The sequence below is a fragment of the Sphingorhabdus buctiana genome (assembly GCF_042680825.1).
Lineage (GTDB): Bacteria > Pseudomonadota > Alphaproteobacteria > Sphingomonadales > Sphingomonadaceae > Sphingorhabdus_B > Sphingorhabdus_B buctiana.
In genome coordinates this window covers 378,334-396,363 of the sequence record NZ_JBHUEL010000003.1, presented here as the reverse complement: position 1 = coordinate 396,363, position 18,030 = coordinate 378,334, and the positions used below count along the sequence as shown (strand labels likewise).

Sequence of the window (18,030 nt, the reverse complement as noted above, 5' to 3'; positions counted from 1 at the left end):
CTTGCCTGATATGGCGCAAACCATGGGTGAAGACGGTCGCTTTGGCCTCGACAGGCGGACGAAACTGCTGGGGCCGGTACGGCTCGACAGCGGCGTGCAATTTGCGCCCGTGGAATTCGCCTATGAAACCTATGGCGAACTCAACGCCGACAAATCGAATGCGATCCTGGTCTGCCATGCGCTGACCGGAGACCAATATGTCGCCTCAACCCATCCGGTGACGGGCAAGCCCGGCTGGTGGACGCGCTTGGTGGGGGAAGGCAAACCGGTCGATCCATCGCGCCACTGCATCATCTGCATCAATGTGCTCGGCAGCTGCATGGGCAGTTCCGGCCCGGCCAGCTTCGACCCTGGCACCGGGCAGCCCTATGCGATGGACTTTCCCGTTATCACCATTGCCGACATGGTACGCGCACAGGCGATATTGCTCGACCATCTGGGCATTGAACGCCTCGCATGCGTCATCGGCGGATCGATGGGCGGGATGCAGGCGCTCACCTGGGCCTCGCTATTTCCGGATCGGGTGCAGTCGGCGATCGTGATCGCCTCTACCGCGCGGCACAGCGCGCAGAACATCGCGTTCCACGAAGTGGGGCGGCAGGCGATCATGGCAGATCCCAACTGGCAAAGCGGCAATTATTACGGCTCGGTCGACCAGCCCGATGCCGGCCTTGCGGTCGCGCGCATGGCGGCACACATCACCTATCTGTCCGAAGCCGGGCTGACCGAGAAGTTCGGCCGCCAATTACAGGATCGCGAAACCAAGACTTTCGGTTTCGACGCCGATTTCCAGGTCGAAAGCTATTTGCGTTATCAGGGATTGAGCTTTGTCGAGCGTTTCGATGCCAACTCCTATCTCTATATCACCCGCGCAATGGATTATTACGACCTTGCTGAGGAGCATAGCGGCGTACTCGCCAAGGCCTTCCAGGGCACGCGTACCCGTTTCTGCCTGGTCAGTTTTGACAGCGACTGGCTTTACCCGACCATCGAATCGAAACGCATCGTGCAGGCGCTTAACGCGGCCGGAGCTGCTGCGAGTTTTGTCGAGCTATCGAGCCCCTTCGGCCATGATGCTTTCCTGCTAGACGCGCCCGAAATGAACCGCATCATCGACGGTTTCCTGAAAGCAGGCGGGCTATGACAGCACTGCGCCCCGACCTTGCCGTTATTGCCGAAACCATCCCCACGGGCGCGCGCGTTCTTGATGTCGGCTGCGGCGATGGCGCGTTGATGGCGGCGCTACGCGATTCCAAAGGCATCGACGCACGCGGCATGGAAATCGATCCGGTGAATGTTGCCAATGCTGTGACGCGCGGATTGGCAGTGGTGCAGGGCGATGCCGATACCGACCTTGCCGACTATCCCGATGACTCGTTCGACTATGCCGTGCTCAGCCAGACATTGCAGACCACGAGGCGACCCGATCTTGTGCTCGACCAGTTGCTGCGCATCGGTAAACAGGCCTTTGTCTCATTCCCCAATTTCGCGCAGTGGAAGATCCGCTTCGCGCATATGTTTGGCGGGCGGATGCCGGTGACCAAGCAATTGCCGCACCGCTGGTATGATACGCCCAACATCCACCATGTGACGATCGACGACTTCAAAAGTTTTGTTGAGGATCGCGGCTATAGCATCGAAGGCGAATGGTATCTGTCTGGTGAGAAACGGCGCGGCGCTGGGCTTGCCAACCTGCTCGCCGAACATGCGGTATTCCTGCTGAAACGGTAGGTCTAGTTCAGCGTCATCCGGTCGCCTTCGATCGCGACATTATCGACGCGGGCAAGGAAGGACTGGCCGAGCAGCGACACATCAAGCCCCTTGGGGATGATCACCGCCTCGACATCGTCGGCCTGCAAATCGCCGACCGTCACGCTGGCGAGCTTCACCGGCTTTCCGAACACATCGCCATTCACCCCGCGGCCGACATGCTGGAGCTCATCCTCGCTCCAACTGAGGCCCAGCGCTTCGGCATCTTCGCCGTTGAGCGCAATCATGCTCGCACCGGTATCGACAAGGAAGCGGATGCCTGTGCCATCCACCTCTGCCTCGGCATAGAAATGGCCGTCGGGCTGCCGCTCCAGCTCAACCGCATCATAAACGCCCGAACCGACATTATCGGCCTTGTCGGTCTTGGTAATGACAAAATGATTGGTCTCGCCCGTCGCTTCATGCGGAGCAAGGTCGCGCGGGAAGAACCAGCCAATCGCGAGGGCCAGCGCAAAGATGGGCGCGAGCAGTTTCCAATACATTGCCCCGCTTTAGCTGCGTTGGTTTAACCGGCGGTAAACTCCGCAAAATAGCTATAAACCGCATCCTCATCGCGGCTGGCGGCGTCGCGCCAACTTGCGGCGTCTTTCTTGCTGTTGAGCAGCTTGCCTAGCGGTGACACCACCAGCACCGTGGGCGTGCCTTTCAACTTCTTGATGCCAAAGCGCTTGGCGATTTCGAGGTTGCGGCCATTGCCGGTTTGCGGAACACCGACATCGACGAACAGCACCTCGTAATTCTGGGTGATCATGCCAACAAAGCGCGGGGAATCGATCAGGTTCGCGAGTGCGGCACTGTCATGGCACCAGTTTCCGCCCATGATAATGAGCAGTTTCTTGCCCGAAATCGCCACACCTTTCTGCACGAATTCCAGTTCGGACGCGGCATCCGCGGTGGGATCAAAAGCGACCGTCGAAAAGCGGTCTTCGGGCTGCGCCTCGCGATAGGGCGGAGGCGCGGGGACGGGCGTTGGCGTGGTTGAGGGTGCGGCCGCCGCCAGCGCAAACAGGATCGCGTGCATCATCCGCCTTTCGCCAATTCGCCCAATGCACCGCCATCGACGCGATAGATTGTCCATTCGTCCATCGCCTTGGCGCCCAGGCCCAAATAGAATTGGATCGAAGGTTCGTTCCAATCGAGCACCGACCATTCGAGCCGTGCACAATCGCGCTCGACCGCCAGCGCGGCGAGCCGCTTGAGCAATGCCTTGCCGAGTCCCGAACCGCGCGCTTCGGGGCGCACGAACAGATCTTCAAGATAGATTCCCGGCTTCCCCTCAAAGGTCGAGAAATTGTGGAAGAAGAGTGCAAAGCCCTGCGGTTCGCTATCAATCTCACCAATCAGCACCTCGGCATAAGGGCGCGGGCCAAACAATTTTGCCTGCAGCACCGCCTCGTCAAAACGCACCTCGTGCGCCAACCGTTCATATTCCGCGAGGTCGCGGATGAATTGCGCGATGAGGGGTATGTCCTCTGCGCGGGCAGATCGTATCGAAAGCGTCATTTTCCCATTCCCTGTCTGATCCGCGGCCATAGCATGCCCACCGAAAGCCCCGCCATTACCAAAGCGAAAGCGATCAACTTCCACGATTGCAACGGCTCACCCAGCAGCAGCGCCGATGCACCCATTCCGAAAACCGGCACCATCAGCGCCATCGGCGCCACAACCCCGGCGGGGTGGCGGTTGAGCAGCCAGCCCCAGGCCGCATAGCCGAACATGGTGTTGCCAACCGATTGCCAGAGCACCGCAGCCCAAGTTGCGGCATCGGCAGCCTCCATTCCGGCAAGCATTGCCTGCGGCCCTTCAAGCAGCAGCGCGAACAGCAACAGAGGAGGCACGGCAAAGATGCTCGACCATACGACATAGGCGAGCATATTCTGTGGCGCCGCCTGCCGTGCGACCATATTCCCGCTCGACCAGCTGAACGCCGCCAGCAGCACCAGTCCAAGGCCCAGCGGCGTTGCGCTGCCATCGGTATGGAAGGCGATTACCGCAAGCCCGCTACTCGCCAGCAAAAGCGCGACGAGCTGATACAGCCCGACCTTTTCGCCCGTCAGCCGCATCGAGAGAAAGATTGTGAAAAAGACCTGCGTCTGCACCACCAGCGAAGCAAGGCCGGGGGTGATGTCCGCCCGCATCGCGGTGAACAAAATGCCGAACTGCCCTGCCCCGATCAGCACGCCATAAGCGGCAAGGTTGGCCCAGCCGACCTTTGGCCTGGGCAGGATGAAGGCGAGAGGGAAAAAAGCGAGCGTGAACCGCAGCAGTGCCAAGGTCAGCGGCGGCAGATGCTCCAGCGCAAATTTGATGACGACAAAGTTCGTGCCCCACACCGCCATGATGGCCACCGCCAGCAGCAAGTGCATGGGCGGCAGCCCTTGGCGTGTCGGCATTGCCCTGCCCCCGGCCGCGCTCAGGCAGCCTTGCCGTGCAGCGTATCCATGCTGACTGCGGTGCCGGCTTCGATCTCGGCAGCCTTGGCTTCGACCAGTTTGACGATGTGGCCGATCATGTCGGCATCCTCGACATGGTGATCGGTAACGCCCGAGAGATAGACCATATGCTTGCCATTACCGCCGCCGGTAATGCCGATATCGGTCTCGCGCGCTTCGCCCGGGCCGTTGACCACGCAGCCAAGCACCGAAAGCGACATCGGCGTCTTGATATGCTGGAGCGCGTCTTCGAGTTTCTGCACCGTGCGGATAACATCAAAGCCCTGCCGCGCGCAGGATGGGCAGGAGACAACGCGGACGCCGCGGGTACGCAGGCCGAGCGTCTTCAGGATTTCATAGCCGACGCGCACTTCCTCTTCGGGCTCTGCCGAGAGGCTGACGCGGATGGTGTCACCAATCCCGGCCCAGAGAAGGTTGCCGATGCCGAGCGCCGACTTCACCGTTCCGCCGATTAGCCCGCCTGCTTCGGTGATACCCAGATGGAGTGGGCAATCGACCGCTTCGGCGAGGCCCATATAGGCCGATACCGCGAGGAACACGTCGGACGCCTTCACTGCGACCTTGTATTCGTGAAAATCGCGATCCTGCAGCAGCTTGATATGGTCGAGAGCAGATTCAATGAGCGCCTCGGGGCAGGGTTCGCCATATTTTTCGAGAAGGTCTTTCTCCAAACTGCCGGCATTCACGCCGATGCGGATCGCACAGCCATTGGCCTTGGCCGCGTTGACGACTTCGTTCACCCGTTCGGCGCTGCCGATGTTGCCGGGGTTGATGCGCAGGCACGCCGCACCCGCATCCGCGGCCTCAAGTGCCCGCTTATAATGGAAATGAATGTCGGCAACGACCGGCACACGCGCCGCGCGAACAATCTGCTTGAGTGCGGCGGTGCTTTCGACATCGGGGCAGGATACGCGGATGATGTCTACGCCCGCATCTTCACAGCGGCGAATCTGGTCGATCGTCGCCTTGGCATCCGAGGTCAGCGTGTTCGTCATGGTCTGCACCGAAATCGGGGCATCACCCCCAACGGGCACTTTACCGACCATGATCTGGCGGGATTTGCGTCGCGCGATGTCGCGCCAAGGGCGTACGGAAGACATGCGATGCGATATAGGGCGGCTTGCCGCGCGGGGCAATGCGGAGCTTCACCTCTCAAAGCGCCCGGCCCAGCGCCCAAACTTTAAGCCTATGCCTTTGTTAATAGGTGTATTTTACATTTGACTCTGGTTTACAATAGGCGCAGCGTCCGCGCTCCTTGTCCTCAACCGGATATTTGGGTCGCCCGAATGGCGACAAGGTGGGGGCTCCGTATTTCGGGGCACATAAGAGGAGGAAAGTCATGCGTAAATTGATGTTTGCGGCGCTCGTCGCCGCTCCCTTTGTGCTGTCTGCTGCTTCGCCAGCTGCAGCGCAAAATTCGCCTTTCACGCCAGGTGATTATGAAGATGTCGGCATGATCGACGTCAGCGATGGCGGTGGATTCGAATATGCAACATTCCTCGCCAATACATGGCGGAAGAACCAGGAATTTGCCAAATCCAAGGGTTGGATCACTGGCTATCAGGTGCTGGCCAATGTCCATGCGCGCCCGGGAGAGCCGGACATCTATCTGGTGACATCCTTCTCGACCTTGCCAGATGCCGCTGAAGAGGAAAAACGCGCCACGGCCTATCGCGAATTCATGAAGCAGACCGACGCGCAAATGGAGGCCGCATCGGGCGACCGCGCCAAATATCGCACGGTGATGGGTTCATTCCTGCTGCGCCAACTCAACTTCAAATGAAAACAACTGGCGGGCGCGCTTGCAGCGCCCGCCTTTTACCCGCTATGCGAATCGCATGAGCTGGGAGAGAGAGATCGAGCATCTGCGCGAGCGTGAAGCGCTGGCGGAGAAAATGGGGGGCGAGGAGAAGCTCGCAAGGCAGCACGGGCAGGGCAAGCTCGACGCGCGCGAACGGTTGAAGCGACTGCTTGATCCGGATAGCTTTCGCGAGATCGGAAAGATTGCCGGCAAAGGCAGCTATGATGAACATGGCGACCTCGCCGAATTCAGCCCATCCAATTTCATTTTTGGTCGCGGCCGGATTGATGGCCGCCCCGTTGTCGCCAGCGCGGATGACTTCACCGTCCGCGGCGGGGCAGCCGATGCAGCGCTGCACCGCAAATTCGTGCAGTGCGAAAAGATGGCGCACACTATGGGCCTGCCGCTGATCCGCATGATTGATGGCACGGGTGGTGGTGGCTCGGTCAAGACGCTTGAGGATACCGGCTACACCTATGTGCCGGTGACGCCGAGCTGGGAAGACATCATCAAGAATCTGGAAACGGTCCCCGTGGTCGCTCTTGCCCTCGGCCCGACGGCGGGGATGGGCGCGGCGCGCACGGTCGCCAGCCATTATTCGATCATGGTGAAAGGCCTAAGCCAGCTCTTCGCCGCCGGGCCAGTGGTTGCGGCGCAGATTGGCGATGAACTGTCGAAGGAAGAATTGGGCGGCAGCGAAATTCATGCCCGCAACGGCGTGGTCGATGAGGAAGTGGCTAGCGAGGACGAGGCCTTTGCCTATGCCCGCGCCTTCCTATCCTATCTGCCATCATCCGTAGGCAAGTTCGCTGCGCGCACGGCGCCGCACGATCCGGTTGATCGCCGCGATGAAAAGCTACTCTCAATCGTTCCGCGTGAAGACAAGCAAGTCTATTCGATGCGCGCCGTTATGGCGTCGGTGTTTGACAAAGGCAGCGTGTTCGAAATGGGTCGCCGTTGGGGGCGGGCAGCAATCACGGCCTTTGCGCGGCTCGATGGCTGGCCTGTTGCAGTGCTCGCCAGCGATCCGACTTATCTGGGCGGATCGTGGGAGGCGCTGACGAGCCAGAAGGTGAAGCGCTTTGTCGAAACGGCAGAGCAGTTCAAATTGCCCGTCGTCCATCTGGTCGACAATCCCGGCTTCATGGTCGGGCTGGAGGCAGAGCGTACCGGCACAATTCGCTATGGCGTTGAAGCGATGAACGCGGTGTACAAGGCGACAGTACCCTGGGCCTCGGTCATTGTCCGCCGCGCCTATGGCATTGCCGGCAGCGCGATGTCGAATGGCGAACGCTTCCAATATCGTTTCGCTTGGCCATCAGGCGATTGGGGCAGCCTGCCGATCGCGGGCGGGCTGGAAGCGGCGTACAAATCGGAGATTGCGGCAGCGGATGATCCGGCGGCAAAACTGGAAGAGATCAAGGCGCGGCTCAATGCCGTAACCTCCCCCTTCCGCACGGCCGAAAAGTTCAATGTCGAAGATATTATCGACCCGCGTGATACCCGGCCGTTGCTGTGCGAATATGCCAATCTGGCTTGGGCGAAATTGGGGGCGGCCTAGTCACCCCAGCGCCAACGCCAGCCGCCCTCGGTCTTTGCGGCATAGATGGGAAGCGGCGCAAAGCCTGCAAGCAGCAGCAGCGGTAACGCCACTTCGGGTCGATCACCGATGCTGATGCCGAGCCCCATTATGAGTGCGATATGCGCGAGCATCAGCACCCAACCCTGCCATTTCATAGGCAACCCTGCGCCATAACCATAGCGTTTGGCACGGAACCAGGGTTGTTTGTCGAAAAACAAGTGTAGCATTTCAAAACTCCTTTTGAGGGCCGATTGCTATTCGTAGCCAGAGCCTTCTTTCACAGGCGGTCGACCGCGACGCGGTGCTTCGGTCACGCCAACCTTTACCCCGCGCCGGTCGAGTGCTTCGCGTAGGAGCACTTCAATCTCGGCATTCACGCTTCGAAAGTCGGCCGCAGCCGCCCGCTCGATCGCCGCGTACAAGGCGGGATCGAGGCGGAGCGGGAAGGCTTTCTTGGGCGGCGCGGCCATGGTTCAGCTCATTGATACAGCGTGCCGGTATTCACGACAGGCTGGGTGTCGCGCTCTCCGCACAGCACCACCATCAGGTTGGATACCATCGCCGCCTTGCGCTCGTCATCCAGATGGACAACATCCTTTTCAGAGAGCTGCTGCAGCGCCATTTCCACCATCGTGACGGCACCCTCGACCAGCTTCTTGCGCGCCGCAATAACCGCTTCGGCCTGCTGGCGGCGCAGCATGGCACCGGCAATTTCCTGCGCATAGGCAAGATGGGTGAGGCCGCATTCGTCCACGGTGATGCCTGCAACCGCCAGCCGTTCCATCAGCGCAGTGCGCAGTTCAGCCGACACCTCGTCATGGTTTCCGCGCAGCGTGACTTCTTTGTGCTCGATATCGTCATAGGGGTAACGCGAGCCGATGGTGCGTACCGCTGCCTCGATCTGCGCGAGAACGAACGCTTTGTAATCATCGACGTCGAACAGCGCCTGCGCGGTATCGGTAACGCGCCAGACAACCTGCGCCGCAATCTCGATCGGGTTGCCGCGTAGGTCATTCACCTTGATCTTTTCCGAGATCAGATTGTTCGCACGCAGCGAAACCTTGGACTTGCCGATCCACGGCCAAATCCAGCGCAGCCCTTCGTTGCGATCGGTGCCTTTATACGCCCCGAACAATGTCAGCGCGACGCCCTGGTTTGGCTGGATCATGTAAAAGCCGCACGAAACGAAAAGAAAGACGGTGATGCTGAGAACCATGCCGACAAAATCGGCATCGGCCCGATCCGCGACGATGCCCATCATCGCCCAGGCAAACCAGCCGACGCTCAAAAGCATCAGCAAAAGCATCAGATAGCCATTGAAACTGCGCGCTGCCGTTTCCTGGCTGGCATTCAAGGATTTCGAATCGGTCATGTTGCCCTCCACTTAAATATGATATCATATTTATATCAACTGTGAGCGGGCGCAAGTAAAATCGGATGCGCTTTCGGGCAGGCTTGCCATCGCAGGCCGATAATCGAAAAGGGCGGGGTGTTTCCCCGCCCTTTCGTTATTCACTTTTGCGTTTCGCCGGGAACCGGGAAACCGCGCTTCTTCATGATATATTTGACGTCCGGATCGCGACCACGGAAGGCGCGATAGGCTTCGATACGGTCGGATTCGTTGCCGGTGGAAAGCAGCATCGAGCGGAAACGCTCTGCGGTTTCCTTGTCCCAGACATCACCCTTTTCGGTGAAGGCAGCCCAGGTGTCGGCATCCATGGTTTCGGACCAGAGGTAGCTGTAATAGCCTGCCGAATAGCCGTCATCGGCGAACAGGTGGTTGAACTGCGGCAGGCGGTGCCGCATCACCATTTCCTTGGGCATGCCGATCTTGGCGAGCGCCTCTTTCTCAAAGGCGCGCGGATCGGTGACCGGCTCGCTGCGGTTGTGCAGCATCATGTCGAGGATCGCGCTCGACAGATATTCAACCGTGGCAAAGCCCTGGTTGAAGGTGTCGCTCGCCTTGATCTTTTCAACCAGCGCCGCCGGGATCGGTTCACCCGTTTCGGCATGCTTGGCATAGGTGTTGAGGATATAGGGCGTCAGCAACCAGTTCTCGTTCACCTGGCTGGGGAACTCCACAAAATCACGCGGCGTATTGCCGAGGCCCGGCCAGGTGATGTCGTAGTTGAGATAATGGATGGCGTGGCCAAATTCGTGGAACAGCGTCGAGGCATCGTCGATGCTGATCAGCGTCGGCTTGCCGCCCGCGCCTTTCACGAAATTGTTGTTGTTCGATGCGAGCACGATGTCGTTGTCGCCAGTCAAGCGGTTCTGGCTACGATAGGTCGTCATCCACGCGCCCGAGCGCTTGCCGGGGCGGGCGAAGTTATCGAGGTAGAACAGCCCGATTACTTTGCCATCGCGCTTCACCTCAAAGGTGCGGACTTCGGGTTCGAAAACCGGAACCGTTCCGGTATTTTCGGTGAAGCTCATACCGTACAACCGGCCGGCGGCATCGAACATTGCCGAGACCATGTTATCGAGCTGGAAGTAAGGTTTCAGCTCATTCTGGTCGAGGTCATACTTCGCCTTGCGAACCTTCTCCGCATAGTAACGGTAATCCCAAGGTTCGATGGTGATGCCGGCTTTTTCCTTATCGGCAATCGCCTGCATGTCGGCGACCTCTTCCTTCACCCGGGCAACCGCAGCGGGCCAGACCTTCATCATCAGGTCCATTGCCTTTTCCGGGTCTTTAGCCATCGTATCGGCCATGCGATAATGCGCATGCGTCTTAAAGCCGAGCAGTTCGGCACGCTGCTGGCGCAGTTTCAGGATTTCGGCGATTGTCGCGTTGGTGTCATTGGCATCGCCATTGTCCCCGCGCATCACAAACGCGCGCCACACCTTTTCGCGCAAATCGCGGCGCGGCGAATTTTCAAGGAAAGGCTGGATCGCCGAACGGGTGTTGGCAACGGCCCAGCCTTGCTTGCCCTTTGATTCGGCCGCCGCCTTCAACGAAGCGACAAAGCTTTCAGGCAGGCCCGCTACATCGGCGGGATCGGTGAGCAGGATGTAAGTTTCTTCATCCGCGAGCACCTTGTTCTGGAATTCGGAGAATTTCTTCGAGATTTCGGTTTCGATACCGATCAACTTGGCCTTCTGGTCGGCATTGAGCAGCGCGCCATTGCGGACGAGGCCGTCATAAGTCCGCTCAAGCAGGCGCATCTGCGCCTTGTCGAGCCCCAGATTTTCGCGTTTCTGGTGCAGATATTGCACGCGCTGGAACCAGCGGGCATCGAGCTGCAATTCGTTGAAGAAGGCGCTGATCTTCGGTTCCCATTCGGCCTGGATCTTGCGGATCTCTGGGTTCGAAAGATTCGAACTGTGAACGCCCCAAATCGCGAAAAGGCGGTTTACCGACTCGCCCGAAAGTTCGCTCGCCTTGATCGTGTTGTCGAACGTGACCGGTGCCGGATTGGTGAGGATTGCCTCAAACTCAGCCTTGGTCTGTTTCATTGCCGCATCGAATGCAGCAGGGAAATCGGCAGGCTTCACCTTGTCCCATGGCGGCACGCCATCATAGGGCCCGGTCCATGGATCGAGAATCGGGTTGGCCGCAACAGGCGCGGCAGCCGGCTTTGTTGCTTCAGCCAGGGCAGGCATTGCAGTTCCCGCCATCAACAAAATCGATAAGGGCCATGATTTATATCCTTTGATCACATTCGCACTCCTGAAATGGGTGGCGCATCCCGGTCATCAAGGTCCGAAATCGCAATGAGGCCTTGCTTAGCGATAGCCTGCACCAAGGCAAAGCCGGATTCGGGATGGACAATTGAATCCATTATGGAGAAATGTGGTCAGGGTGGTGGCAAACAACGGGTCGGCTCTATGTCCGGCCTGTCTATGTGGACCATCGACATGCAATATCCTGAAAACAACCAGTCTATATTTTCGGCAGCCATTCTTACACCTTCGGCCGCACGGCGAGCCGCTTTAACGGCCCTTGCCGCGGAATGCGGATGCCAAATTCGCAATCCCGAAGAACGGGCCGATTTCCTGCTTGTCGATTTTTGCTCCAAATCAGAGGAAGCCTTTGGAGAATCTGTTGAATTTGAAAGCTATATTGAGCGCGATGTAACCGAAATCCTGGTTTGGGCGCCATTGGACTATGTCGATACAGCATATGCAATGCTATGGCAGCATGAATGCCATTTCATCGTGGAGGCCGGCGATTGGCCGGCAGTACCAATCCTGTCAGGGGCGTTTCGCCAAGTGACGGCCAGGCTGGTCCATGAGAGGGCCCGCGATGGCGAAATGGGCGCACTCAACCGCATCAGCAACGAACTGGCAGATTTCGCGCGAACACTGGCCCGCATTGCCGAACAGGATCGCGATACAAACAACAATGTCCAGGACAAGCCGATAGGCTTTCGGCACGCCAGCCCGGATAGTTTCCGGCCTATAATCCAGCCAACCGGTCGCAATACAACATTCGAAGCCCGCCATGTGCGCGAGCTGATCAAGCTGCGTCGCATGCGCGACCGATTGCTGGGAGCAGACCTATTCGCCGATCCGGGCTGGGATATCCTGCTCGACCTTTTCGCCGCGCAGGAAGAGGGACAGCAAGTTTCGGTTTCCAGCCTGTGCATTGCCGCCGCCGTTCCGCCAACCACCGCGCTGCGCTGGATCACCAACATGACCGAGGCGGGCTATCTGGTGCGGCGACAGGATCCGAACGACGCGCGACGCGTCTATATCGAATTGTCAGACCTGATGTCGGCAAAGCTGCGCGACTATTTTGAAACGATAGCCGACAGGGCCATCATGCCGATATGACTTGCCTTACCGGCAGAGCTTTGGCAAAGGCGGCGCTTGTCCTGCGTGCGGGCGCTTAGCTCAGTTGGTAGAGCATCTCGTTTACACCGAGAGGGTCAGCGGTTCGAGCCCGTTAGCGCCCACCAGGACGGACTTCGCTTAGTCGTTCATCTTGCAGCAAGCATTGGAAACGCATTCTGTGGCGATGGTAGGGATCAGCTTCAAATCAGCGATTGGCGCAGCTTTGCTGGCGGCGTTCTTGGGCAGCCCCGCGCACGCCACGTTGAGCGTTTCGCCATTCAATGCCAAAAAAGCACCGGCAGCCATTTTGCTGAAATCCAAAGGTCAGCGCGAATCGGCGGACTCGCGTCAGCAAAATTGCAAACCATCGGTCCGCTCGATGACCGAAGGCCAACCAAGCCGCAATTGCAACTGCCCCAAGCCGCGCCCCATCCTGATGTGAGCTGACGCTAGGCTGCTTCGTCGAGCAGCTTTGCTATTTCGGCATCGTCCCACTCGACCCCGCCGATGATCCGCCACACTTCCTTGCCCTGACTATTGTACAGGATCGTTGTCGGCAGCGCGACCGTTCCCCCCACGGCAGAGGATAGGGCATTATCGGGATCGGTATAAGGCTCCAGATTGGCGATTCGGGCCGAATCGAAAAAGGCGCGCACCGGTTTTGCCCCCTGCAAGTCCTGCGACACCGCAATCACCGATACTTCACCCTCTTCGAGCACAGCGAGATTGTCCAAAGTCGGCATTTCCGCTTTGCACGGGGCGCACCATGTTGCCCACAAATTGACGAGCAGCGGGCGTCCGGCAAAGTCGCTGAGCGATACCTCGCGGCCATCGGCACCCGTGAAGCTGGCATCGGGTGCAGGGCGCCCGGCGAAACGGTAACTGAGTTCGGCCTTCAGCCCGCTCTTGCTTTCAAGACCAAAACCCTGCTTGGCTGACTCTGCGCCAGTGGCGGGTTCCGCTTGCCCCGATGGCGCAGTTTCCCTATCGCAGGCCGCCAGAAACAGCGGCCCGGCCAAGAGAAGGAACAGGATCATTACCCGCGGCACATCAAACTCCAGCAGCATGTGGGGCGGCCGGTTTGGCGCTGGCCCAGCAGATGTCATGCGCGAGATAAACGCCTCCATCCCCGTCGACAAGCGGCTTTGGCGGCAGGATATCGCTGGCAGCAAGGCACATGCGCAAATGCTGGGCGCACAGGGCATCCTTGATGCCGCCGATGTCGAGGCCATCCTTGGCGGGCTGGAAGCCATTGAGCGCGAATATGAAGAGCAGGGTGTGCCCGAGCACATCGAGCTCGAAGACATCCATATGCAGGTCGAAAGCCGCCTTCGCGAACTGATCGGCGATGCGGCGGGGCGGCTGCACACCGCACGTTCACGCAATGACCAGGTGGCCACCGATTTCCGTCTTTGGGTGCGCGGCGCATGTGCAGAGGTCGATAAGGCGCTGGCAGGATTGCAAGCTGCTCTGGTGGAGCGTGCCGGCGAGCATGCGGAAAGCATCATGCCCGGCTTCACCCATTTGCAGGTCGCCCAGCCGGTAACGCTCGGACATCATCTGATGGCCTATTACGAAATGGCCAAGCGCGATCGCAGCCGTTTCGCCGATTGCGCGCGGCGGATGAACCAATCGCCTTTGGGTTCGGCTGCTCTGGCAGGAACATCCTTTCCGATTGACCGGCATGCGACTGCACGCGCGCTCGATTTCGACGCACCCACCGCCAACAGCATGGACGGAGTATCCGACCGCGACTTTGCGGTCGAATATCTCGCCTGCGCCGCACAAACGGCAATCCACCTTTCACGCCTTGCTGAAGAGATGATCCTTTGGGCCTCGCAGCCCTTTGGTTTCGTCAAACTTCCCGATGCCTGGTCGACCGGAAGTTCGATCATGCCGCAAAAGCGCAATCCCGATGCCGCCGAGTTGGTCCGCGGGCATGCGGGTCGCATCATCGGGGCATTCACCAGCCTGATGGTCACCATGAAGGGCTTGCCGCTTACTTATTCCAAGGACATGCAGGACGACAAAGCACCGTTGTTCGAGGCGCATGACCTGCTCGACCTGTGCCTTGCGGCGATGACCGGAATGGTAGGCAGCGTCACGTTCGATGCTGCGCGGATGCGCGCGGTTGCCGCCAGCGGCTTTTCGACTGCGACCGATCTCGCGGACTGGCTGGTGCGCGAACATGGGATTCCCTTCCGCGAAGCACATCACATCACCGGCAGCGCGGTAAAGCTGTGCGAGGCACGAGGAGGCGAGTTGGAACTGCTGACGGCAGAGGATCTTGCGACTATAGATTCACGGCTTGCCGGAACCAGCCTGCCCGATTTTTCGGTTGAAGGATCGGTGCGCAGCCGCACCAGCGCTGGCGGGACGTCCCCGGTTCGGGTAAAGGAAGCCGTAGAGGCGGCCCGAAAGGAACTCGGATCATGATGCCGACGCGCAAATGGATGGCAACAGCAGCATTCACAATCCTGCTCGCGGCATGCGGCAAGGTTGGCGATTTGCAGCCGAAAGCTGGTCAGTCCATGCCCGCCAAGGCTTATGGCCAGGCGGAGGCACCCGGCTCGGAAGAGCTGATGACGCCCGATGTCCAGACCCGCCCTGGACGGAGCGATGAACTGATGCGTCGTTCAGAGCGACGCCGCGATGATCCTTTTGACCTTGCGCCCGGCGCAGAAGCGGATAATGGCGACGCGCCCGCGGAATCAACCGCACAAGATCCGAAGAAGCCCGGCTGAAATCCATCCCATGGACCATTTCCAACTGATTGATGGCGTCATGCACGCCGAAAACGTTCCACTGACGCGAATTGCCGATGAGGTCGGTTCGCCTGTCTATGTCTATTCGCAAGCAACGCTGGTGCGCCACGCGCAGGTGTTTCGCGAAGCGCTGACCAAGGCTGGAATCGAAAACCCGCACATCGCCTTTGCGATCAAGGCGAATCCCAATCTGGCCGTGCTGAAGGTGCTGGCAGGTGAAGGCTATGGCGCCGATGTCGTTTCGGCTGGCGAGATGAATCGCGCACTGGCCGCCGGCGTGCCTGCAAAGGACATTGTGTTTTCAGGCGTCGGCAAAAGCGCGGACGAGATGCTAGCTGCATTGAAGGCGGGCATCGGCCAGTTCAATATTGAATCCGAAGAAGAAGGCCGCGAACTCGCCGCCATTGCAGAAACGCTAGGCTATCGCGTGGATGCGGTGCTGCGCATCAACCCCGATGTCGACGCGCAAACCAACGCCAAGATTTCGACCGGCAAGGCGGAAAACAAATTCGGCCTGGGCCTGCACCAGGCGCAAGGCATTTATGCGCGGCTTGCTGCTTTGCCCGGGCTCAACATGCGCGGGGTCGCGCTGCACATCGGCAGCCAGCTGCTCAACCTTGAACCGCTCGAAACCGCTTTTGGAAAGATCGGCAAGCTTATCGCCGACCTGCGCAATTCAGGCCACAGCATAACCCATGTCGATCTGGGTGGCGGCCTTGGTGTGCGCTACAAGGAAGGTGACAATCCGCCGCATCCCGATGAATATGGCGAGATGGTTGCCCGCGCGACCAAAGGCTGGAATGTCCAGCTGATGTTCGAACCCGGCCGGGTCATTTGCGGCAATGCCGGCGTGCTTGTTACCAAAGTAATTCGCGTGAAACCCGGATCGGGCAATGTTCCGTTCGTCATCGTCGATGCGGCAATGAACGATCTTGCCCGCCCTGCGCTCTACGATGCCTGGCATGATTTCGAAGCGGTCGAGCCCGATGGCAACCGCTTTACCGCGAACATCGTCGGCCCGGTTTGCGAAACCGGTGATACCTTTGCGATGGCGCGCGAAATCGATACTGTTCAGGCTGGCGATCTGGCGCTGTTCCGCACCTGCGGTGCCTATGGCGCAACCATGGCGAGCACTTACAACAGCCGTGGGCTGGTGCCCGAAGTGTTGGTCAGCGGGGATCGCTATGCTGTCGTTGCCGAAAGGATCGTTCCGGCAACAATCCTCGACGCCGAACATGTCCCCGATTGGTTGGCCTGAGCAACGATGAACCAACTGCCGCTTTTCGTCACGATCCGCGGCAAGCCTGTCATCCTGCTTGGTGAAGGCGATGCAGCCGACGCCAAGAGACGCCTGATCGAACGGGCTGGCGGTGTTTGTGTTGATGAAAGCGATCCGGAAGCACGCTTGGCATTTGTCGCGATCGAAGACACCGAAGAAGCCGCTATTGTGGCGGCCCACCTGAAGAAACGCGGGCGACTGGTCAATGTCGTCGACCAGCCTGAACTGTGTGATTTCACCACCCCAGCTATAGTGGACCGCGATCCCTTGCTGATCGCGGTGGGGACGGGCGGCGCCTCGGCAGGACTCGCAAAAATGGTGCGGCAGGCGATTGAACGAATTCTACCGGCACGGCTCGGCGAGCTTGCCCTGAGGCTGCAATCAGCGCGCAACCAGATGCGCGCGCGATGGTCTGACGGGCCGACACGACGCCGCCAATTGGATACCGCGCTTGCGCCCGGAGGGTTTCTCGATCCGCTCGATCCGGACAGCGCGGACAAAGTGAGTGAATGGCTTGAAGCCACCGAACAAACTCCAGCCTCCGGCGTCTTTCTCGTCGAACTTTCATCGCCCGATCCCGAAGAACTGACCCTGCGCACAGCCCGTTTGCTGGGTCAGGCCGACCATGTCTATGTCGATGGCCCGATTGGTGACGATCTGGTCAATCGCGCGCGTGCCGATGCCGTTCGGCATTCGGGCGCCCCCGAAACGGAAATTCCATCCGGGCTTGTCATCCATTTGCGACTGCGTCACGGATCGGTGCATGACTGAAATCTCGCGCGACAATCCCCTCCTCTTCTTCGGCTGCGGCAATATGGGCCGGGCGATGCTCGATGGCTGGATTGCAGCTGGAATTGATCCCGCAGCATTTATAGTGGTCGACCCGATGGCGCAGGCGCTTCCAGAGGGCGTCCGGCACTTTGCTGATGCGTCGATGGCAGGGTCCAAAGCCAGAATCGCGCTTGTCGCGGTGAAACCGCAAGTCTTCCCACAGATATCGAATGAACTTACTGACATAGTTGCAGGCGACGCCATTGTCATTTCGGTCATGGCCGGGGTGCGGGTGGAAACATTGCGATCCGCGCTTCCAGGGCGGAAGATAGTACGGCTTATGCCCAACCTTGCGGCCAGCCTCGGCAAGTCACCGCTTGGCCTGTTCGAGCCTGATGGCGATGCGCAACTGCGCGCTGGAATCGAAAAATGTCTAGCGCCACTGGGCACACCGGTGTGGATCAACGAAGAAGTTTTGATGGATGCCGTTACCGCACTTGCCGGATCGGGCCCTGCATTCGTCTATCGGTTTATCGATGCGCTGGCCAAAGCAGGCGAGTCATTAGGCCTCAACCCTGCAGTTTCCGCGACACTTGCCAAAGCCACGGTCGACGGTGCCGTTGATCTTGCCATCGCGTCCGACGCTAGCCCCGAAGAATTGGCGCGCCGCGTTACCAGCCCTGGTGGGACAACCGCGGCAGGGCTGGAGGTACTCGATGGCGGATTGCAGCAACTGATCGATGCAACGCTGAAAGCCGCCCGCGATCGCGGAGTCGATCTGTCCAAGCCCATTGAGCAATGAATAAGCCGCCCCGAAACCGGGACGGCTT

The 18,030-nt window shown here is 59.4% G+C and carries 22 protein-coding genes and 1 tRNA gene; 11 read left to right on the top strand and 12 right to left on the bottom strand.

The window, feature by feature from the left end:
• Window positions 1-22: 22 nt before the first annotated feature.
• Window positions 23-1,144, top strand: coding sequence for a homoserine O-acetyltransferase MetX (metX, locus tag ACFSAG_RS05015; RefSeq protein ID WP_381512046.1), 1,122 nt, complete (start codon window positions 23-25; stop codon window positions 1,142-1,144).
• Window positions 1,141-1,731: a methionine biosynthesis protein MetW gene (gene metW / locus ACFSAG_RS05010; protein ID WP_381511985.1), complete on the top strand. Its 591-nt coding sequence runs from the start codon at window positions 1,141-1,143 to the stop codon at window positions 1,729-1,731. Before metX ends, metW begins: the two co-directional genes overlap by 4 nt.
• Before the next feature lie 2 nt (window positions 1,732-1,733).
• Here metW and ACFSAG_RS05005 read toward each other — a convergent pair whose 3' ends face one another.
• The 5 genes from ACFSAG_RS05005 to ispG are packed head-to-tail and all read right to left on the bottom strand — an operon-like array spanning window position 1,734 to window position 5,323.
• The gene (locus ACFSAG_RS05005; RefSeq protein ID WP_381511982.1) at window positions 1,734-2,252 is read right to left on the bottom strand and encodes a retropepsin-like aspartic protease family protein; all 519 of its coding nucleotides are present in this window, start codon (window positions 2,250-2,252) and stop codon (window positions 1,734-1,736) included.
• Window positions 2,253-2,275: 23 nt separating this feature from the next.
• Complete coding sequence (locus tag ACFSAG_RS05000; RefSeq protein ID WP_381511979.1) at window positions 2,276-2,794, bottom strand: thioredoxin domain-containing protein; 519 nt, start codon at window positions 2,792-2,794, stop codon at window positions 2,276-2,278.
• Entirely contained in the window at window positions 2,791-3,273 is a 483-nt protein-coding gene (locus tag ACFSAG_RS04995; RefSeq protein ID WP_381511976.1) for a GNAT family N-acetyltransferase, read from the bottom strand. Before ACFSAG_RS04995 ends, ACFSAG_RS05000 begins: the two co-directional genes overlap by 4 nt.
• Window positions 3,270-4,163 carry an EamA family transporter gene (locus ACFSAG_RS04990; RefSeq protein ID WP_381511973.1) on the bottom strand — a complete coding sequence of 298 codons (894 nt, stop codon included), beginning with the start codon at window positions 4,161-4,163 and terminating at the stop codon, window positions 3,270-3,272. Before ACFSAG_RS04990 ends, ACFSAG_RS04995 begins: the two co-directional genes overlap by 4 nt.
• Window positions 4,164-4,183: 20 nt before the next feature.
• Window positions 4,184-5,323, bottom strand: coding sequence for a flavodoxin-dependent (E)-4-hydroxy-3-methylbut-2-enyl-diphosphate synthase (gene ispG / locus ACFSAG_RS04985; RefSeq protein ID WP_381511970.1), 1,140 nt, complete (start codon window positions 5,321-5,323; stop codon window positions 4,184-4,186).
• Between the two features lie 239 nt (window positions 5,324-5,562).
• On the opposite strand from ispG, the gene ACFSAG_RS04980 reads away from it, so the two are divergent.
• Together ACFSAG_RS04980 and ACFSAG_RS04975 are read left to right on the top strand one after the other, a co-directional pair.
• On the top strand, window positions 5,563-6,006 hold the full coding sequence (locus tag ACFSAG_RS04980; protein ID WP_374611935.1) for a hypothetical protein: 444 nt from the start codon (window positions 5,563-5,565) through the stop codon (window positions 6,004-6,006).
• A 55-nt stretch (window positions 6,007-6,061) separates the two neighbouring features.
• On the top strand, window positions 6,062-7,585 hold the full coding sequence (locus tag ACFSAG_RS04975) for an acyl-CoA carboxylase subunit beta (RefSeq protein ID WP_381511966.1): 1,524 nt from the start codon (window positions 6,062-6,064) through the stop codon (window positions 7,583-7,585).
• Here ACFSAG_RS04975 and ACFSAG_RS04970 read toward each other — a convergent pair.
• From ACFSAG_RS04970 to ACFSAG_RS04950, 5 genes are all read right to left on the bottom strand, one after another.
• Window positions 7,582-7,833 (bottom strand): hypothetical protein, encoded by a 252-nt coding sequence (locus ACFSAG_RS04970; RefSeq protein WP_381511964.1) that lies wholly within the window; start codon window positions 7,831-7,833, stop codon window positions 7,582-7,584. The genes ACFSAG_RS04975 and ACFSAG_RS04970 overlap by 4 nt on opposite strands.
• Before the next feature lie 27 nt (window positions 7,834-7,860).
• Window positions 7,861-8,076, bottom strand: coding sequence for a type II toxin-antitoxin system antitoxin (locus ACFSAG_RS04965; protein WP_381511961.1), 216 nt, complete (start codon window positions 8,074-8,076; stop codon window positions 7,861-7,863).
• Window positions 8,077-8,084: 8 nt separating this feature from the next.
• Window positions 8,085-8,978 carry an SPFH domain-containing protein gene (locus ACFSAG_RS04960; RefSeq protein ID WP_381511958.1) on the bottom strand — a complete coding sequence of 298 codons (894 nt, stop codon included), beginning with the start codon at window positions 8,976-8,978 and terminating at the stop codon, window positions 8,085-8,087.
• Window positions 8,979-9,118: 140 nt separating this feature from the next.
• On the bottom strand, window positions 9,119-11,212 hold the full coding sequence (locus tag ACFSAG_RS04955; protein WP_381511957.1) for a M3 family metallopeptidase: 2,094 nt from the start codon (window positions 11,210-11,212) through the stop codon (window positions 9,119-9,121).
• A 53-nt stretch (window positions 11,213-11,265) separates the two neighbouring features.
• Window positions 11,266-11,391: a hypothetical protein gene (locus ACFSAG_RS04950; RefSeq protein WP_381511954.1), complete on the bottom strand. Its 126-nt coding sequence runs from the start codon at window positions 11,389-11,391 to the stop codon at window positions 11,266-11,268.
• 46 nt (window positions 11,392-11,437) lie between these two features.
• On the opposite strand from ACFSAG_RS04950, the gene ACFSAG_RS04945 reads away from it, so the two are divergent.
• Window positions 11,438-12,385, top strand: coding sequence for a hypothetical protein (locus ACFSAG_RS04945; RefSeq protein ID WP_381511952.1), 948 nt, complete (start codon window positions 11,438-11,440; stop codon window positions 12,383-12,385).
• Window positions 12,386-12,434: 49 nt separating this feature from the next.
• Window positions 12,435-12,510 (top strand) — tRNA-Val (locus ACFSAG_RS04940).
• A 13-nt stretch (window positions 12,511-12,523) separates the two neighbouring features.
• On the opposite strand, the gene ACFSAG_RS04935 is transcribed toward ACFSAG_RS04940, so the two are convergent.
• Both ACFSAG_RS04935 and ACFSAG_RS04930 read right to left on the bottom strand, forming a co-directional pair.
• A complete protein-coding gene (locus tag ACFSAG_RS04935; RefSeq protein WP_381511949.1) occupies window positions 12,524-12,691 on the bottom strand; it encodes a hypothetical protein in 168 nt (55 codons plus the stop codon).
• A gap of 143 nt (window positions 12,692-12,834) precedes the next feature.
• Window positions 12,835-13,491: a TlpA family protein disulfide reductase gene (locus tag ACFSAG_RS04930; RefSeq protein WP_381511946.1), complete on the bottom strand. Its 657-nt coding sequence runs from the start codon at window positions 13,489-13,491 to the stop codon at window positions 12,835-12,837.
• Between ACFSAG_RS04930 and argH the strand changes: the two genes are divergently transcribed.
• From argH to proC, 5 genes are read left to right on the top strand one after another with little or no spacing between them, the layout of a single operon-like run.
• Entirely contained in the window at window positions 13,451-14,821 is a 1,371-nt protein-coding gene (argH, locus tag ACFSAG_RS04925) for an argininosuccinate lyase (protein ID WP_381511943.1), read from the top strand. The genes ACFSAG_RS04930 and argH overlap by 41 nt on opposite strands.
• Window positions 14,818-15,129, top strand: coding sequence for a hypothetical protein (locus ACFSAG_RS04920; RefSeq protein ID WP_381511940.1), 312 nt, complete (start codon window positions 14,818-14,820; stop codon window positions 15,127-15,129). Before argH ends, ACFSAG_RS04920 begins: the two co-directional genes overlap by 4 nt.
• Before the next feature lie 10 nt (window positions 15,130-15,139).
• Entirely contained in the window at window positions 15,140-16,408 is a 1,269-nt protein-coding gene (gene lysA, locus ACFSAG_RS04915; protein WP_381511937.1) for a diaminopimelate decarboxylase, read from the top strand.
• A gap of 6 nt (window positions 16,409-16,414) precedes the next feature.
• Window positions 16,415-17,200, top strand: coding sequence for a precorrin-2 dehydrogenase/sirohydrochlorin ferrochelatase family protein (locus tag ACFSAG_RS04910; RefSeq protein ID WP_381511934.1), 786 nt, complete (start codon window positions 16,415-16,417; stop codon window positions 17,198-17,200).
• Window positions 17,193-18,002: a pyrroline-5-carboxylate reductase gene (proC, locus tag ACFSAG_RS04905; RefSeq protein ID WP_381511931.1), complete on the top strand. Its 810-nt coding sequence runs from the start codon at window positions 17,193-17,195 to the stop codon at window positions 18,000-18,002. Before ACFSAG_RS04910 ends, proC begins: the two co-directional genes overlap by 8 nt.
• The last annotated feature ends 28 nt before the right edge of the window (window positions 18,003-18,030 follow it).

Excerpts from the sequence above, each read along its gene's own strand:
- ACFSAG_RS04970 (WP_381511964.1), bottom strand. The coding sequence starts at position 7,833 with ATGCTACACTTGTTTTTCGACAAACAACCCTGGTTCCGTGCCAAACGC.
- ACFSAG_RS04960 (WP_381511958.1), bottom strand. The coding sequence starts at position 8,978 with ATGACCGATTCGAAATCCTTGAATGCCAGCCAGGAAACGGCAGCGCGC.
- ACFSAG_RS04995 (WP_381511976.1), bottom strand. The coding sequence starts at position 3,273 with ATGACGCTTTCGATACGATCTGCCCGCGCAGAGGACATACCCCTCATC.
- ACFSAG_RS04975 (WP_381511966.1), top strand. The coding sequence starts at position 6,062 with ATGAGCTGGGAGAGAGAGATCGAGCATCTGCGCGAGCGTGAAGCGCTG.
- ACFSAG_RS04920 (WP_381511940.1), top strand. The coding sequence starts at position 14,818 with ATGATGCCGACGCGCAAATGGATGGCAACAGCAGCATTCACAATCCTG.
- ACFSAG_RS05000 (WP_381511979.1), bottom strand. The coding sequence starts at position 2,794 with ATGATGCACGCGATCCTGTTTGCGCTGGCGGCGGCCGCACCCTCAACC.
- ACFSAG_RS04965 (WP_381511961.1), bottom strand. The coding sequence starts at position 8,076 with ATGGCCGCGCCGCCCAAGAAAGCCTTCCCGCTCCGCCTCGATCCCGCC.
- metW (WP_381511985.1), top strand. The coding sequence starts at position 1,141 with ATGACAGCACTGCGCCCCGACCTTGCCGTTATTGCCGAAACCATCCCC.
- lysA (WP_381511937.1), top strand. The coding sequence starts at position 15,140 with ATGGACCATTTCCAACTGATTGATGGCGTCATGCACGCCGAAAACGTT.
- ispG (WP_381511970.1), bottom strand. The coding sequence starts at position 5,323 with ATGTCTTCCGTACGCCCTTGGCGCGACATCGCGCGACGCAAATCCCGC.
- ACFSAG_RS04990 (WP_381511973.1), bottom strand. The coding sequence starts at position 4,163 with ATGCCGACACGCCAAGGGCTGCCGCCCATGCACTTGCTGCTGGCGGTG.
- ACFSAG_RS05005 (WP_381511982.1), bottom strand. The coding sequence starts at position 2,252 with ATGTATTGGAAACTGCTCGCGCCCATCTTTGCGCTGGCCCTCGCGATT.
- ACFSAG_RS04980 (WP_374611935.1), top strand. The coding sequence starts at position 5,563 with ATGCGTAAATTGATGTTTGCGGCGCTCGTCGCCGCTCCCTTTGTGCTG.
- argH (WP_381511943.1), top strand. The coding sequence starts at position 13,451 with ATGTGGGGCGGCCGGTTTGGCGCTGGCCCAGCAGATGTCATGCGCGAG.
- ACFSAG_RS04930 (WP_381511946.1), bottom strand. The coding sequence starts at position 13,491 with ATGACATCTGCTGGGCCAGCGCCAAACCGGCCGCCCCACATGCTGCTG.
- ACFSAG_RS04950 (WP_381511954.1), bottom strand. The coding sequence starts at position 11,391 with ATGGATTCAATTGTCCATCCCGAATCCGGCTTTGCCTTGGTGCAGGCT.
- metX (WP_381512046.1), top strand. The coding sequence starts at position 23 with ATGGGTGAAGACGGTCGCTTTGGCCTCGACAGGCGGACGAAACTGCTG.
- ACFSAG_RS04910 (WP_381511934.1), top strand. The coding sequence starts at position 16,415 with ATGAACCAACTGCCGCTTTTCGTCACGATCCGCGGCAAGCCTGTCATC.
- ACFSAG_RS04945 (WP_381511952.1), top strand. The coding sequence starts at position 11,438 with ATGTCCGGCCTGTCTATGTGGACCATCGACATGCAATATCCTGAAAAC.
- ACFSAG_RS04935 (WP_381511949.1), bottom strand. The coding sequence starts at position 12,691 with ATGGCTGCCGGTGCTTTTTTGGCATTGAATGGCGAAACGCTCAACGTG.
- ACFSAG_RS04955 (WP_381511957.1), bottom strand. The coding sequence starts at position 11,212 with ATGCCTGCCCTGGCTGAAGCAACAAAGCCGGCTGCCGCGCCTGTTGCG.
- proC (WP_381511931.1), top strand. The coding sequence starts at position 17,193 with ATGACTGAAATCTCGCGCGACAATCCCCTCCTCTTCTTCGGCTGCGGC.